The following is a 16,271-nucleotide window of genomic DNA, read 5'->3' on the forward strand; positions in this document are numbered from 1 at the left end:
TTTAATTACTTTTATGCCCAAATAAAAAACAGTCCCTTTTATGAAAATAGTATCCAATCTCATCTTATCCAGTACCATGCTGGTTATGGTTACGTCTTTGCAAACCAGCACTGCCCAAAACAAATCCGTCCAAAAGACCAATCCATTATTACAAAAAAGTAGTTTGCAATACCAAGCTCCCCGTTTTAATGTTATAAAAGACAAGCACTTTAAACCCGCCTTTGTGTATGGCTTAGAAGTTCAAGCAAAAGAAATACTAGCAATAGCTACTAACCCGGCGCAACCAACCTTTCAAAACACCGTACTAGCATTAGAAACCTCGGGAGTAGATTTAAAAAGAGCAACCAGTGTTTTTTATAATCTAACAGGAGCAAATACCAATCCAACCCTGCAAGCTTTACAAGCAGAGTATGCGCCCATTTTTTCGGCACATAGTGACAATATTTATCTAAATAGCAAATTATACCAACGCATCAAGGCAATAGATCCCAATACTCTAAAAGGAGAAGATCAAAGACTAACAGCCTATTATTTGCAAGAATTTGAACTCGCAGGAGCTAATCTATCCGATGCCGATAAAGAGAAAATGAAAAAAATAAATGAGGAACTAGCCACTCTAGGCACCTTATTTGGAAACAAATTATTACTGGCACGCAAAGAAGGAGCTGTTTTATTTGACAATCCTGCAGATTTAGATGGTCTAAGCCCCAATGAACTTGCTGCCGCCAAAGCCAAAGCCACAGAGGCAGGTCATGACGGACACTATTTAATAGGACTCTTAAACACCACCCAACAACCCGTATTACAAAACCTAACCAACCGCGCCTCCAGAGAAAAAATATTTAAATCCTCTTGGAACCGCTCTCAAAATAACAACGAAGCAGACACACGAGATGTGTTAGAAAAAATGGCAAGATTGCGATTGCAAAAAGCCAACCTAATGGGCAAAAAGAATTTTGCACAATGGAAACTACAAGACCAAATGGCACAAACCCCAGAGCGCGCCATGGATTTGATAGCCAAAATAGCCACTCCAGCCGTAGCCAAAGCCAAAGCCGAAGCCAAAGAAATCCAAGACCTTATAGATGCCCAAAATGGCGGTTTTCAACTAGCCCCTTGGGATTGGAACTACTATGCAGAACAAGTAAGAAAACAAAAATACGATTTAGATGAAAACCAAGTAAAACCGTATTTTGAATTAACCACCGTCTTAGAAAAAGGCGTCTTCTTTGCCGCAACCAAAATGTACGGAATCACCTTCAAAGAGCGCAAAGATTTACCCGTTTACCATCCAGATGTAATTGCCTACGAGATTTTTGACAAAGACGCCAAATCCATAGCCATCTACTACTTAGATTTTTATACCAGAGACAACAAAAACGGCGGTGCCTGGATGAACAACTTTGTAGAGCAATCCCATTATTTAAAACAAAAACCAGTAATTGTAAACGTTTATAACTTTCAAAAACCCGCCAATGGCACCCCAGCATTGATAAGTTTTGATAACGTAATTACCATGTTTCATGAATTTGGGCACACCCTGCACGGATTATTTGCAAATCAAAACTACACCAGCCTATCCGGAACAGCAGTTCCAAGAGACTTTGTAGAATTTCCGTCCCAAATCAACGAACACGCCGCCTTAGATCCCGAAGTATTAAAAAACTACGCCATACACTACCGCACCAAAGCCGAAATTCCTCAAGAACTAATCCAAAAAATCAAAAAAGCCGAAACCTTCAACAAAGGCTATGACGTAACCGAACTCCTAGCCGCCTCCGCCTTAGACATGAGCTGGCACAGCGTAAGCAAGCCCGAAGATTTCAAACCCACCTTAGATTTTGAAACCCAAGCCCTTCAAAAATACGGACTACTAGTAGACCAAGTACCCACCAGATACCACAGCCCCTATTTTGCCCACATTTGGAGCGGCGGATACTCCTCCGGATACTACGCCTACACCTGGTCCAAAACCCTAGACTACAACGTTTATGACTGGATGCAAGCCAACGGAGGTTTAACCCGAGAAAACAGCGAACGCTTCCGAAAATACATCCTATCGGTAGGCAACAGCGTAGATCTAAACCACGCCTTCAAAGAATTAATAGGCCACGAAATGCAAATAGAACCCTATCTAAGAAACGCAGGATTTTTAGACAAATAAACCCACATAACCCCAAAAAAAAGACATTCCACAAAGAATGTCTTTTTTTTTGGAGCAATTTCCAGCTGTACACTATATCTATTGTGCCAAACCCTGGCACAATAGGATGCCGTTACCATCTGGGCTAGCGTCCGCACACCACATCAAGACCCCACAACCACACCAATTTCTGCCACCAAGAGTATAAATCCAAGCGGAAAGCCCCAAAAAACACAAAGGGATAAAAATTAATTTGTAAATTTGTGCATCAATATAAAAACACAAAAATGGAAAACGGAATATACGCAAAATTTAACACCGCCAAAGGTGCTATTTTAGTAAAACTAGAGCATGAATTAACCCCAGGAACCGTAGGGAACTTTGTAGCACTTGCAGAAGGAAACATGGAAAACAAAGTAAAACCACAAGGCACCAAATACTACGATGGATTAAAATTCCATAGAGTAATTCCAGATTTTATGATCCAAGGCGGTTGCCCACAAGGTACCGGAACAGGAGATGCAGGCTACAAATTTGACGACGAATTCCACCCAAGTCTAAAGCATGACAAACCAGGCGTACTAGCAATGGCAAACGCAGGACCAGGCACCAACGGCTCCCAATTTTACATCACACACGTTCCAACCTCTTGGTTAGACGGCAAACACACCGTTTTTGGACAAGTAGTAGAAGGACAAGACGTAGTAGACGCCGTAGCGCAAGGAGACAGTCTAGACACCCTAGAGATTCTTAGAGTAGGCGAAGAGGCACAAAACTGGAACGCAATAGAAGCCTTTATTACCTTCAAAGGAGCACGTAACAAAAGAGATGCCGCATTAAAGGCCGAAGCCGAAGCTGCCATGGAAAAACTAGCTGCAGGCTTTGAAAAAACAGAAAGCGGACTACGGTACCAATTTATCCAAAGAGGTGAAGGCAAACAAGCCGTTGCTGGAAAAACCGTTGCAGTTCATTATGAAGGATCTTTAGAAAACGGAAAAGTTTTTGATTCCTCATACCCAAGAAAAAAACCAATTGAATTCAAATTAGGGCAAGGACAAGTAATTGAAGGATGGGACGAAGGTATTGCTTTACTAAAAGTAGGAGACAAAGCCCGTTTTGTGATTCCTTCGGATTTAGGTTACGGATCCCGTGGAGCAGGTGGTGCCATACCACCAAACGCAACACTAATTTTTGACGTAGAACTAATGGACGTTAAATAAAACAACGCCCCTTTTTACATAGGCAGTTACCGCCTCCTAAAACCAAAGCGAAAGCTTTGGTTTTTTTGTTCTATTTCCATTTAATACCACAACCCATACTTGGTTTTTGATCCGGATTAATGGTTCGGTTATAAAATATTCCGTCAATAGCCCCGCGCAGATCACTACCACTCAAAGGAATGCCGTTGCCAGGACGACTCCCGTCCAATTGTCCACGGTATACCAGTTTATCTTGATTATCAAACAAATAAAAATCCGGAGTGCAAGCCGCTTGGTATGCACGAGCTACCTCTTGAGTTGGATCGTATAGATACGGAAACTCAAAATTATTCTCAAAAGCAAACTCCGTCATCCGTTGTGGAGCATCCTGCGGATATGCCTGCACATCGTTGCTAGAAATAGCCAAAATACCTAGCCCCTGAATGCGATAATCGTTGGCAATCATCACAATCTCGTCCACAACATGTATTACGTACGGACAATGATTGCAAATAAAAACCACTAAGGTTGCTTTTTCTCCTTTTAAATCTGCATACGAAAAGAAATCCGAGTCAGAGTTGGTATCCTTTAAGTAAAAGTCAGGCGCTTTTGTTCCAAGAGCAAGCATAGTAGAGTACGTTTTAGACATGGTAGGTTGCAGATTAAGTTAGCCTGAAAGTTACTAAAAAAAGAAGCGTTATTGGCCCGAAAAGATTATTTTTGATTTATAAAAACAGTATAACAAACCCATTAACAATGGAAAATAATTTAACTTGGCAAGAATTTCAAAAAATCCAAATGTGCGTTGGCACCATTCTAAGGGTTCAAGATTTTCCAGAAGCCAGAAAACCCGCCTACCAGCTGACCATTGATTTTGGACCCACAATCGGAATTCTAAAAACCTCGGCGCAAATCACCAAACGTTATAGCAAAGAAGATTTAGAAAAACGTCAAATTGTAGCTGTTGTAAATTTTCCTAAAAAGCAAATAGGAAAGTTTAGGAGCGAATGTTTGGTTCTAGGAGCTGTAGGCTCCCAAGGAGACGTGGTGTTATTAGCTCCCGATGTTAAAATTGAAAACGGTTTGCGTATTGGATAAATTCGTTTTTTATTTATCAATGTAGGCTAATTACTTTTGTGATTCTTTTTTTGTCCCCATTCTGTCCACGAGCCGTCGTAAATGGCTTTAGAATTGGTGTTTCCAATTATTTCATAAGCAAGATAATTAATACAGGCTGTTACTCCAGAGCCACAACTAAAGAGTAACGGTTTTTCTTGATCTGGCAGCACGGCAGCGAGTTTTTCTTTCGATAAAAAAATGCCGTTTTCTAATAACTCAGTGTATGGAATGTTTAATGCTCCCGGAATATGTCCGCTGCGCAATCCAGCTCTTGGCTCTTCTGTTTCGCCATAAAAACGATCACTAGAACGCGCATCAATTAATAGAGCTGTTTTTGAGTCAATGTTATTTAGTATTTGCTCCTTACTTTTTACCATTTCTGAGTTAAAATTGGATTCAAAATCACCAATTTCATAATCGTTTTTTACTATTTTCTCTACCGGAAGATTTTCTTTCGTCCAAGCGGGAAGTCCGCCATTAAGAACCCAGACGTTTTGATGGCCCATAATTTGAAAAAGCCACCACGCTCTGGGACTAGAATAAATGCCGAGCTTATCGTAGATTACAATTTTACTAGTGGAATTAATTCCTAGTTTTCGCGCTGCTTTTGCGAAAGCTTCTGGGCTAGGAAGTGTATTAGGAAGTGGATTTGTAATTTCGCTAAAATCATTTTTTATATCAAAAAAGCGAGCGCCTTTAATTTGAATGTCTAGAAGTTCAGTAATAACTTTTGTTTGGTTTACTTGTTGGCTTGCATCAAGTATAATTAGGTCTTTATCAAGATAGTTTTCTTTAAGCCAGTGTATTGATACGATAGTGTTTTTCATGATTTATTTGCTTTAAAGAATTGTTTTGCTGCGTTTGTATGCCTTCCAGATTTCAATCCAAAGTACGCAAACGCTACTCACGGCAACACAAATTAAAAGCTCTAAAACAGTCAAGGGCACTACCTCAAAAAAACGAGCAACAGGAGCAAGGTACACAATTATGCCTAGCATAACTAAGGTGATGCCGTTGACAAATACCATCATGTTGTTTTTGTTTTTTAACGAAGTAAATACCGAATAATAAAACGAACGATTAACTAAAGATAAAATAATATTAGAAAAAACTAAGGTAGTAAATACCATTGTTCTGGTAAGATTCTCAGATCCTCCATTTTGGACTGTCCATTGGTACACAAATAGAATTCCAACTGTGATGGTAATTCCTTGAACGATACTAAGGAGCATTTCTTTTAGGGATAAAAAAGTACTACCCAGCTGGCGTGGCATCTGAAGCATACTGTTCTTTTCGGCAGGTTCGTTTTCGTAAACAATAGAACACATGGGACCCATAACCAACTCTAAAAAGATTACATGTACTGGAGTAAAAATATCTGGATAAATCCAACCCAGAAATAATGGCAGCGATACCGTTAGAATAATAGGGATGTGTATCGAAACAATATATTGGATGGCTTTTTTAAGATTGGTATAAATCCTTCTACCGGCTGCAACTGCTACAATCATTTTGGATAAATCATCCGTTACTAATATTAAATCTGCAGCGGTTTTGGCAATTTCAGTTCCTTTTTTTCCCATAGCAATTCCAATGTGAGAGGCTTTAAGTGCTGGCCCATCATTTACGCCATCTCCTACCATGGCAACTATTTGATGGTCTTTTTTGAGCATGTTTACCACAGATAATTTTGCTTCAGGAAACATTCGGGTCATTAGGGTGCTGTTGTGTATGGCTTTTAATTTTTCGGTTTCGTTCATGGCCATAATTGTTTGGCCTTCTAGAATGGTATCGGATTTTTTAATACCAGCCATTGTAGCAATAGCTTTGGTGGTGGCGCTATTGTCTCCTGTGATTACTTTGACCTGAATTCCGGCATCGTAAAATTGCTGGATCACTTGGGTGATGTTTTCTTTTGGAGGGTCATAAAAAACGACTAAACCTATAAAATCAAAGGGCAATTGTTGTTGGTTATCCGGAAAATTATCTTTGGAGTATGCAGATTGTGCCACAGCAAGAATGCGGTATCCTTTGGCGGCTAAAGCATCCATAGTTTGGTTAATCTGGCTCTTTTGGAGTGCATTTAGACCGCATACTTTAAGGATAGTCTCGGCACTACCCTTGGCAGCAATAATCCGTTTTCCTGCCAAATTTTGGAAAACATGCGTCATCATGGGCGGTTTTCCTTCTAAGGGATATTCATGAAACATGCTAAAGTCTCTTCGGAGATCCTCTCTAGTTGTTTTTTGATATTCGTGGTGTAGGGTAATTTCCATAGGGTCAAAAGGCACTGGCTCACTCGCCCACATTGCGGTGGTAATCACAGCTTGTGCTTCGGGCTTGTTCCAGTTTTGTTTTTCGTACAATTCTCCGGTACTAAAAGCATAAACCGACTGCAAGCTCATTTTGTTTTGGGTCAGGGTGCCCGTTTTGTCGGTACAGATAACGGTTGCGCTTCCTAGTGTTTCTACGGTTCTTATTTTTTTGACAATAACTCCTTCTTTCATTAATCGCCAAGAGCCCAATGCCATAAAGGTGGTAAAAGCTACCGGAATTTCTTCTGGAAGAATAGACATGGCAAGAGTTAATCCTTTTAATAAACTGGTTAAAAGGTCTCTTGTTTTCCAGAAATAAACGCCCCAAACGAGTATAAAAATTACAATTCCGACAATAGCCATTGCTTTTACAAATTTTTCTATTTGTAGTTGCAATGGTGTAGGTTGTTCTTGGATATTTAATAACGATGTGCCTAATTTTCCTATCTCGGTGGCATTGCCAATTTTGGTTACTCGATATACTGCTAGTCCCGATGCAACTAAGGTACCGCTGTAAACAGTTTTTATTTCGGTTTTTTCGGATTTAAAAACCGAATAGGCTTCGCCGGTTAATGAAGATTCATTCACCGAAAAATCATTGCTATGTATAATTTCTCCATCGGCATTAATGGTATTGCCTTCTTCGGCAATTACAATATCGGTAACTACAATTTCTCGGGTAGGAATTGGTACTACAACCCCGTTTCTTAAAACAGTGCTTAAGGGTTCGTTGAGTTTTTCTAATGCTTCTAGTGCTTTACGGCTCCTATTGTCTTGGAAAAAAGAAATTCCAGATACTGCAACAATTGCCGCAAGCATAAAGTAGGCTTCGTTATTTTGACCCAAAACAAAATAGATTATTGCTACTGCAATCAATAAAAGTAGCATGGGTTCTTGGAGCATTTCTAAAAGGCTAACCCACCATTTGTACGTTTTCTTATGGGACTGTTCGTTGCTGCCATAACGTGCTCTTGAGGCCAAAACTTGGCTATCGGTTAGGCCTTGGATGTTCTGTGGGATATTAATTTCTTTGGGCATAATAGTAGGGTGATGGATTTGGAAGTTATAAAGATAAGCACGTAGCTACAAAAACTAGAGAGCACTAAGATAACTTATAGTTATTTTAAACGGAAGAAGGGTTGTTTTAAATGCAAAGCACAGAACGGATATAAAAGTAAAAATTAACCGCCAAAAATCCAGCTATTTTGCCGGTTTAAAAGTTGTTTTAAGTAATAATTAAATAGTGGATGGGTCTTTTTCAAGTTCTGTTGTATTTTCTCTTAGGTGATGGAGTACTATTTGTGGAAACGGAATTTCAATGCCTTCTTCATCAAAGGCAACTTTGAGTCTCTTGCGTAATTCTCCGGCTACTTCCCACTGTTTACTGGGTAGGGTTTCGCCTAATATTTTTAGCATGATGGCCGAATCGGCAAAGTCATTTACGCGTAAAAATTGGGGCGCAGCTATAATAGTTTCTTTCCACAAAGCATCCTCGGCCAGGGTGTTTCCTACCTGATTTATGACACGGATTACGTGTTCTAAATTGGTATTGTAGCTTACTCCCATATCGATATTTATACGAGAGAAATCTTTAGAGAGGTTGGATACTTTTTTAATCTCTCCGTGAGGGATGTGGTGTACTGTTCCGTCTAGATCCCGCAAAGTTGTTTTTCTTAGACTAATGTCTTGAACGGTTCCGCTGGCATTGTCAAAACTAACGATGTCTCCTATGCGGTATTGGTTTTCTAGAATGATAAACAAACCACTAATAATGTCTCGGATGAGGTACTGGCCTCCAAAACCAAATGCAAGCCCCACGATACCCGCAGCGGCTAATATAGGAGCAATTTCGATCCCAAATTCTTGCAGCACCATTAAGCTAGTAACTAGTAGTATAGCTATTTTGGAAGTAGTTGTAAATATTTGGATTAGGGTTTCTTCTCTTTTTTCTTCTGCCTCTGGAGAGGCGTTTTTGTCTGGTCTTACGGCAATTTTGACTGCTTTTTGGATAAACCCAATCCCTATTTTGTTGAGTATTAGTGCAGCTATTATAATAAAGATAACCTTAATTCCATTGGTTAAAAACCAATCGAGTAGTAGGGCGCCATATTTTTCGAGATATTTTTCAAAAAAGTTTTTCATGGAATAAAAATTTAGAATGCTATTATATGCAAAAAGCCCTAAAAATCAGGAGATTTTTGGGACTTTTGGCTTTAATAAAAATAGAAATTGAATTTAATTTATAATTAAATGTCGTCAAAGCTTATGTCTGTAAAACTAGAAAGGTTAGGTACTGGTTCTTCCAAAGCTACTTTTTCAGTATGGTATTCTTTTTTAAAATCTTTTTGATGTCTCTCAGAGATTACCTCTTCGCCTTTGTGGTTTAAAACATACGTGGTTAAATCCTGCAACATTTCAGAAAAAGCAGCAAAATCTTCTTTGTAGAGGTAAATTTTGTGTTTCTTGAAATGGAAAGAGCCGTCTTCTTCTGTAAATTTTTTGCTTTCCGTAATCGTAATGTAGTAGTCGTCCGCTTTTGTTGCTCTTACATCAAAGAAATAGGTTCTTCTTCCAGCACGTAAAACTTTAGAAAAAATTTCTTCTTTTTCTAACATGTCATTTTCTCTCATAATCCGTTCTCTCAATTAATGGTTGTTAAATAGTAATCAAAAATCCTAAAAAATTATCTATTAAACAACAATTAAAGCAATTCTTTTTCGGAAAGTTGTTTTAAATATAAGGAGGCATAATAGCCTTCTTGATTTAGTAATTGATTATGAGTTCCTTGTTGGATTATTTTGCCGTCTTCGAGAATGATTATTTTGTCGGCGTTTTTTGCCGAAGATATACGATGGCTTACAATTACGGTTGTTTTGTTTTTGCAAACCTCAAATAAGTGGTTTAAGATGCTTTCTTCTGTTTCGGTATCTACGGCAGAGAGGCAATCATCCAGAAGCAAAATAGGAGGGTTTTTGATTAGTGCTCTAGCTATAGAGACCCGTTGTTTTTGTCCTCCCGAAAGAGTAATACCTCTCTCGCCCAATATGGTGTCGTATTGTTTTTGAAACCCCATTATGTTATCGTGTACCACTGCATTTTTGGCAGCAGCCACCACCTCTTGGTCTGTTGCATTTTCTTTACCAAATTTGATGTTATTTTTTATAGAATCCGAAAAAAGAAAAGCGTCTTGTGGTACTATCCCGATACTGTTTCTTAAATCATACAAATTTAAGGTATTTATGGCTTTTTGGTCAATTAGGATCGTACCGCTACTCACGTCATACAAACGGGATATTAAGGACAGAATGGTTGATTTTCCAGAGCCGGTTTTTCCTAAAATAGCGAGTGTTTCGCCTTTGTTTACCGTAAAAGAAATGTTTTTTAGGGCTTGGATATTGGTATCTTTGTAGGTATAGCTTACGTTTTCAAAAGCAATGGCACCCGCAATAAGGGATTGGTTTGGGTTGTTGTTTTGTATCTCGGGTTCTATTTTTAAAAATTCATTCAGACGTTTTTGAGAAGCCTCAGCCTCTTGCACCATTGAAGAAACCCATCCCAAAGAAGCCACTGGCCAGGTGAGCATGTTGACATAAAGTATAAATTCGGCAATGGTACCAATGCTTTTGATGGTGCCATCCATATACATCAAACCACCAAAATAAATAACCACTAAATTACTAATCCCAATCAAAGCCAGCATCAATGGCCCAAAAAGAGATTGCATTTTGGCTAGATTTAAACTCTTGTTTTTGCTCTCAATAGCCAGATTAGCCATAGTGTCTTGGTGCTTTTTTTCTAACGAATAAGCTTTGATGACCCGAATCCCTGAAAAAATCTCCTGGGAGAAACTAGAAACTTTAGAGAGGTATTGTTGGAATATAGTGCTCCGTTTATTGATCTCGGTGCTTAGCTTAAAAATTCCAAAAGATAATAACGGCAAAGGCAGTAAGGTGTATGCCGTCAAACGGGGCGAAACATTGTACATATAAATAATAACAATTGCAAAACGAATGATCGTATTGATGCTGTACATAACCGCCGGACCTACATACATACGCACTTTAGAGACATCTTCGCTAATGCGATTCATTAGATCTCCAGTACGATTTTGTTTATAAAAATTTTGACTCAAATTTTCATACTGTCTAAAAACTTCGTTTTTTAAATCAAATTCAATATATCGGGACATTACTATTAGGGTTTGTCGCATCAAGAAAGTCAAAAAACCAGCAATAATTGTAGTGGCAATAATCAATAAAACATTGGATACCAGTGCATCTTTAATCCACCCTGAAGCCGCTGTTTTATCTTTAGAAAAAACCTCAATAGCCTTAAAGGATTGGCTAATTAATTTTGGGGTAAAAAGCATAAATATTTGCGCAATTACGGTAAATAGAATGCCTAACAAAAAACGGTATTTGTATTTTATAAAGTATTTGTTTAAATAACTTAATTCTTTCATTTTTTTATAATATTCTTTGTTAAAAAAGACTTGTTTTGGACAGAATGATTGTTAAAAATAAAATTATATTCTATAAAAGTGTTTTATTTTTTTTACGAAAAACATCAAATTACGCAAAATAAATACTAGATATGTAAATTTTGTGTAAATTTGACGTATCTTTTTGATAAATTCACAATTATATCACTATTAAAATTATTAGTATGGAAGCAGGTTTCACAACCGGAAAGGAACTTCAAAAAAGGGATCCTGTTTTTGGACAACTATCCTTTGATGATCACGAACAAATTGTATTTTGCAACGACAAAGATACAGGTTTAAAAGCAATTATTGGTATTCATAATTCAGTTATGGGCCCTGCCTTAGGAGGAACCCGCATGTTTGATTACGCCAATGAATGGGAAGCTTTAAACGATGTATTGCGTTTGTCACGAGGCATGACATACAAGGCTGCTATTACCGGATTAAATATTGGTGGCGGTAAAGCCGTAATTATGGGCGACGCCAAAACAAAAAAAACGCCCGAATTGATGCGTAAGTTTGGAGAATTTGTGCACGGATTAAGCGGTCGTTATATCACCGCCGAAGACGTAGGAATGGAAACCAAAGATATGGATCTAGTACGAGACGTAACGCCTTATGTTACCGGCATATCCGAAGAAAGAGGTGGATCCGGAAACCCTTCTCCCGTAACTGCTCTTGGGGTTTATATGGGTATGAAAGCAGCTGCAAAATACCAATTTGGATCCGACTCCCTTGCCGGAAAAAAAATACTAGTACAAGGAGTAGGGCATGTAGGCGAAACCTTAGTAGAGTATTTAACCAAAGAAGGTGCGGTGGTTTTTTTGGCAGATATCAACCACGAAAAACTAGCTCAAGTAAGTCAAAAATACCAAGCTAGTATATATACCGGAGAAGATCTCTACACCGCAGATGTAGATATTTATGCACCCTGTGCCATGGGAGCCACCATCAACGATGCTACAGTGCACAAAATACAAGCAAAAGTAATTGCAGGAGCTGCCAACAACCAATTGGCAAACGAAAACATTCATGGAGCCATTCTGCAAGAAAGAGGCATTCTATACGCTCCAGATTTTTTAATTAATGCCGGAGGAATAATTAATGTTTATGCAGAACTAGCCCATTATGGTAAAGCAGAAATTACTAGCAAAACCCAAAACATTTACGATACCACATTAGAGATCTTGAATTATGCCACTGCAAATGGTATCACACCCCATCATGCAGCCTTAAGAATTGCACAAAACCGTATTGACGAAAGAAAAATAGCCAACAGCAAAAAATAAATCGTTAGACCCAGCCTTGCCGTAACTCCGTGTTGCATTTTTTAGGACTAGCAAACCTACTTAAAAAAAAGCCACACGGATTACTTTTTTAAAATAAGCAAATATATATTTTATTATAAAAAAGGAAATACTTAGTTTTGCACCCTAATTTAATTAAAAGTTCTTACAAGGTGGTAAATAGAAGACACATTCGCGTTAAAGTAATGCAATCCATTTATGCGATGCATCAAAACGGTTCGGATAACTTAGAGAAAGAAGAAAAATTTCTTTTTTACAGTATCGATAATATTCAAGATTTATACCTTACCATGATTTCTTCCTTACTAGAAATCTGTAAAAAAGAGGCAGAGTTTTTACACAAATCAAGTCTAAAGCATCTTGCAACTCCCGAAGAACGCAAGCCTAACGAAAAATTTATCAAGAATAGTATTTTTCAAATTCTTGCCGAAAACAATTCGTTAAGCATTGCTCTAGAAACCAGAAAAATTGATGCCTGGACCCTTCATGAAGACTACATTTCGTTGTTGTTAAATGCAATAAAAGCCAGTTCTTTTTATACGCAATACATGGCCAAGTCAACTACTTCTTTTGAAGAAGACAGACAACTTATTGTGGATCTGTTTGCCGAAGTAATTGCTCCCAACGAAAAGCTGTATGAGTTTTTAGAAGACGATAAACTAACCTGGATTGATGATATTCCTTTAGTAAATACACAAATCCTAAAACAGTTAAAAGCCTTCCAGCCAATAATGGACGATGATTTTGCGGTTCCTAAGGTCTATAAAGACAGTGATGACAAAGCCTTTGTTAAAGATTTGTTCCGAAAAACAATTTTAAATGAATCCGAACTAGGCAAAGAGTTTGCGGACAAAACCCCTAATTGGGACAGTGATCGAATTGCAGAGATTGATACCATTATTTTAAAAATGGCTATTTGCGAATTTTTGAAATTTCCTTCCATTCCTGTAAAAGTAACTCTAAACGAATATTTAGAGCTGGCAAAGGAGTATTCTACCCCAAAAAGCAGTATTTTTATCAACGGAATTTTGGATAATTTAGTTAAAGAATTAGAATCCAATAAAAAAATGCTTAAAACCGGACGTGGTTTGATGTAATTAATACTAAATACTAAATAATTAAAAACTATGGAACAGTTAAGTCAATTTGCACCCTTTTTGTTAATGTTTGTAGTGATCTATTTCTTTATGATTAGACCACAACAAAAAAGAGCCAAACAAGAAAAAGAATTTGAAAGCGCTTTGAAAGTGGGAGACAAAATTATCACAAAAAGTGGTCTTCATGGCAAAATTGCAGAGCTTGCAGATACTAGTGTGGTTATAGAAACCATGGCTGGAAAATTAAAAATGGAACGTTCGGCAATTTCTATGGAAATGAGCGCAAGTTTAGCAAAAAAATAACAGCAAACTTCCTTTTTTAGGAGTACCCATAAAAAAGTCCCAAATCTGAAATCAAATCAGATTGGGACTTTTTTTATAATCAAGAAATAGGGTTATTTCTTTTTATTTTTTTTGTTTTTCTTGTTCTTTTTGGCTTTAGCATTTACTTTCTTAGCTTTGCTTTTGGCTTTTGCTTTCGCTTTTTTCGCTTTATCTTTTTTTGCCTTTTTTGCTTTTTTAGCTTTCGCTTTTGCTTTTTGTTTTGCCTTTTCTTTTGCGTCTGCTTTTTTTGCTTTGGCTTTTTTCTTGTCTTTTTCTTTCATTTTTAATTTGTTTTTTTGCTTGTTTTTTTCTTTTTTAATAGTTGTTTCTCTCTCTGGAGTTTCAATTTCTGTAACTGCTTCTAAAGCAGGGCTTTCTATTTTTATTTCCGTAACTACTTCTGGTGTAGGCTCCGTAATTTCTGGTTTTGGTTGTGTTGGTCTGCTGGCTCTTGGCTTAGGAGTTTCAGCTGGCTTGATTTGCTCTGTTTTTTCAGAGGGATCTATAGCCTCTTCTTTTTTATCTATCATTGCAGTTGCTTTGTGTGTTAATTTAAGGTTAAATAAAAGTTAAGCAAAGATAACTAATAAGTACATACGCCAATGTTAAGCTTTTTAGTGTTTTATTTTGGGCTTGATTTACAAACGGTACTCTATTCCAAAAAAAAACCAAAGCTATTTAGCTTTGGTTTTTTGTAAATACAATAATTATTTTTGTTCTTTTGGATTCTAACAAAGTGTTTGCTATGGTGTGTTTTGCTTTAGTAAATTGCAATAAAGCAGACGCCAAAATCCGTGCGGTCTATTTTTTCTTTTTAGACTTGGGCGCGTCTAGGCCAAAATTAGGCAAGGCGGTTAGTTCGGCAATTTTTGCAATTACCTCAACGGCTCTTTGCATGCTTTCTACCGGAACATATTCGTACTTACCATGAAAATTATGACCACCTGCAAAAATATTAGGACATGGCAACCCCATATAAGATAGTTGGGATCCATCAGTACCTCCACGAATAGGCTTAATGATGGGTTTGATGTTTAGTGCTATCATTGCTTTTTCGGCAATATCCACAATGTGTTTTACAGGAACCACTTTTTCTTTCATATTGAAATACTGGTCTTTGATTTGGGTGATTACAATATCTTCACCAAATTGTTTTGCAAACTTTTTGTTGATTTTGTGGGTTATTTTTTGAACTTTTTCTTTTCTCTTTTCAAACTTTTTCTTGTTGTGATCTCTAATGATTAGCTCTACAACTGTTTCTTCAATAGTACCTGTTATATGGTGTACATGAAAAAAACCTTCGTATCCCTTAGTTTCTTCTGGAGTTTCTCCTTTAGGTAAAGCATTTATAAAATCAGTAGCCAACAACATAGAGTTGATCAATTTGCCTTTGGCGTATCCTGGATGTACACTTTTTCCTTTGAAAGTAATTTTAGCTCCAGCGGCATTAAAATTTTCAAACTCTAATTCCCCAATTTGGCTTCCGTCCATGGTGTAGGCCCATTCTGCACCAAATTTAGCTACATCAAAATGATGCGCACCACGGCCTATTTCTTCATCAGGTGTAAAACAAATACGTATTTTGCCGTGTTTGATATCCGGGTTGTTGATTAAGTATTCCATGGCGGTAACAATTTCAGTAACTCCTGCTTTGTCATCGGCACCTAATAAGGTCGTTCCGTCTGTGGTAATTAGTGTTTGTCCTTTGTATTGTAGTAGATCCTTAAAATAACTAGGAGATAAAACGATGTTTTGATCGGCATTTAAGACAATATCTTTACCGTCATAATTGGAAATAATTTGCGGTTTTACGTTTGCGCCTGTAAAATCTGGAGTGGTATCAAAGTGGGCAACAAAACCTATCGTGGGCACTTCGTGAGATACATTGCTAGGTAGGGTTGCCATGATGTATGATTTTTCGTCAATGGTCACCTCTTCTAGTCCAATGGTTTTAAGTTCTTCAAAAAGTTGGTTTGCCAAATCCCATTGTTTTGCTGTACTAGGAGTGGTTGTTGAGTTTGGGTCTGATTCTGTGTCAACAGTTACATAACTGATGAAACGATCGATGATATGTTGCATAAATAATGTTTTTTATATATACCCCAAAGGTACTACTTATTTATAATTTAGCCATCAAAATCCTTTTTATGAAAGGCAATTATAAGTATGCGTTGGTCCTATAGCGAGTGGGTGCTCCAATGTGGCTTTTCTTTTTTGGGATTAATATAAAGAGTTTGCTAGACGGATTCTATTTTTTTTGGACAAAAATATTTAGATATCCATT

General features: G+C 37.5%; 15 protein-coding genes. 7 read left to right on the forward strand and 8 right to left on the reverse strand.

Translation table 11 applies throughout. The annotated features are described in order from the left end of the window. The first annotated feature begins 40 nt into the window (after positions 1-40). Both LB076_RS06220 and LB076_RS06225 read left to right on the forward strand, forming a co-directional pair. A complete protein-coding gene (locus tag LB076_RS06220) occupies positions 41-2,164 on the forward strand; it encodes a M3 family metallopeptidase (protein WP_070786691.1) in 2,124 nt (707 codons plus the stop codon). 266 nt (positions 2,165-2,430) lie between these two features. Next, positions 2,431-3,363, forward strand: coding sequence for a peptidylprolyl isomerase (locus LB076_RS06225; RefSeq protein WP_070786692.1), 933 nt, complete (start codon positions 2,431-2,433; stop codon positions 3,361-3,363). Positions 3,364-3,433: 70 nt separating this feature from the next. Here the strand turns inward: LB076_RS06225 and LB076_RS06230 are convergent, their stop codons facing one another. Next, on the reverse strand, positions 3,434-3,991 hold the full coding sequence (locus LB076_RS06230) for a thioredoxin family protein (RefSeq protein WP_070786693.1): 558 nt from the start codon (positions 3,989-3,991) through the stop codon (positions 3,434-3,436). Between the two features lie 107 nt (positions 3,992-4,098). Here LB076_RS06230 and LB076_RS06235 point away from each other — a divergent pair, with 107 nt between their 5' ends. Continuing rightward, positions 4,099-4,440, forward strand: a complete 342-nt coding sequence (locus LB076_RS06235; RefSeq protein ID WP_070786694.1) for a tRNA-binding protein — start codon at positions 4,099-4,101, stop codon at positions 4,438-4,440. Between the two features lie 26 nt (positions 4,441-4,466). On the opposite strand, the gene LB076_RS06240 is transcribed toward LB076_RS06235, so the two are convergent. The 5 genes from LB076_RS06240 to LB076_RS06260 all read right to left on the reverse strand — a co-directional run bounded on the left by LB076_RS06240 (position 4,467) and on the right by LB076_RS06260 (position 11,238). Next, a complete protein-coding gene (locus tag LB076_RS06240) occupies positions 4,467-5,288 on the reverse strand; it encodes a sulfurtransferase (protein ID WP_070786695.1) in 822 nt (273 codons plus the stop codon). A 12-nt stretch (positions 5,289-5,300) separates the two neighbouring features. Further along, positions 5,301-7,814: a cation-translocating P-type ATPase gene (locus LB076_RS06245; RefSeq protein ID WP_070786696.1), complete on the reverse strand. Its 2,514-nt coding sequence runs from the start codon at positions 7,812-7,814 to the stop codon at positions 5,301-5,303. 198 nt (positions 7,815-8,012) lie between these two features. Next, on the reverse strand, positions 8,013-8,918 hold the full coding sequence (locus LB076_RS06250; RefSeq protein ID WP_070786697.1) for a mechanosensitive ion channel family protein: 906 nt from the start codon (positions 8,916-8,918) through the stop codon (positions 8,013-8,015). A gap of 104 nt (positions 8,919-9,022) precedes the next feature. Beyond that, a complete protein-coding gene (locus LB076_RS06255) occupies positions 9,023-9,406 on the reverse strand; it encodes a PUR family DNA/RNA-binding protein (protein ID WP_070786698.1) in 384 nt (127 codons plus the stop codon). Positions 9,407-9,477: 71 nt separating this feature from the next. Further along, the gene (locus LB076_RS06260) at positions 9,478-11,238 is read right to left on the reverse strand and encodes an ABC transporter ATP-binding protein (protein WP_070786699.1); all 1,761 of its coding nucleotides are present in this window, start codon (positions 11,236-11,238) and stop codon (positions 9,478-9,480) included. Between the two features lie 203 nt (positions 11,239-11,441). Between LB076_RS06260 and LB076_RS06265 the strand changes: the two genes are divergently transcribed. The 3 genes from LB076_RS06265 to yajC all read left to right on the forward strand — a co-directional run bounded on the left by LB076_RS06265 (position 11,442) and on the right by yajC (position 13,966). After that, entirely contained in the window at positions 11,442-12,548 is a 1,107-nt protein-coding gene (locus LB076_RS06265; RefSeq protein ID WP_070786700.1) for a Glu/Leu/Phe/Val family dehydrogenase, read from the forward strand. Between the two features lie 203 nt (positions 12,549-12,751). Next, positions 12,752-13,663 carry a transcription antitermination factor NusB gene (nusB, locus tag LB076_RS06270; protein ID WP_070786809.1) on the forward strand — a complete coding sequence of 304 codons (912 nt, stop codon included), beginning with the start codon at positions 12,752-12,754 and terminating at the stop codon, positions 13,661-13,663. 30 nt (positions 13,664-13,693) lie between these two features. Beyond that, entirely contained in the window at positions 13,694-13,966 is a 273-nt protein-coding gene (gene yajC, locus LB076_RS06275) for a preprotein translocase subunit YajC (protein ID WP_070786701.1), read from the forward strand. A gap of 92 nt (positions 13,967-14,058) precedes the next feature. On the opposite strand, the gene LB076_RS13835 is transcribed toward yajC, so the two are convergent. Further along, complete coding sequence (locus LB076_RS13835; RefSeq protein WP_157776670.1) at positions 14,059-14,268, reverse strand: hypothetical protein; 210 nt, start codon at positions 14,266-14,268, stop codon at positions 14,059-14,061. A gap of 19 nt (positions 14,269-14,287) precedes the next feature. Between LB076_RS13835 and LB076_RS13840 the strand changes: the two genes are divergently transcribed. Continuing rightward, positions 14,288-14,560, forward strand: coding sequence for a hypothetical protein (locus LB076_RS13840; RefSeq protein WP_157776671.1), 273 nt, complete (start codon positions 14,288-14,290; stop codon positions 14,558-14,560). Between the two features lie 228 nt (positions 14,561-14,788). Here the strand turns inward: LB076_RS13840 and pepT are convergent, their stop codons facing one another. Continuing rightward, the gene (gene pepT / locus LB076_RS06285; RefSeq protein ID WP_070786703.1) at positions 14,789-16,066 is read right to left on the reverse strand and encodes a peptidase T; all 1,278 of its coding nucleotides are present in this window, start codon (positions 16,064-16,066) and stop codon (positions 14,789-14,791) included. Positions 16,067-16,271 lie beyond the last annotated feature (205 nt).

The organism is Flavobacterium crassostreae, from assembly GCF_001831475.1.
In the GTDB taxonomy this organism is placed as follows: domain Bacteria; phylum Bacteroidota; class Bacteroidia; order Flavobacteriales; family Flavobacteriaceae; genus Flavobacterium; species Flavobacterium crassostreae.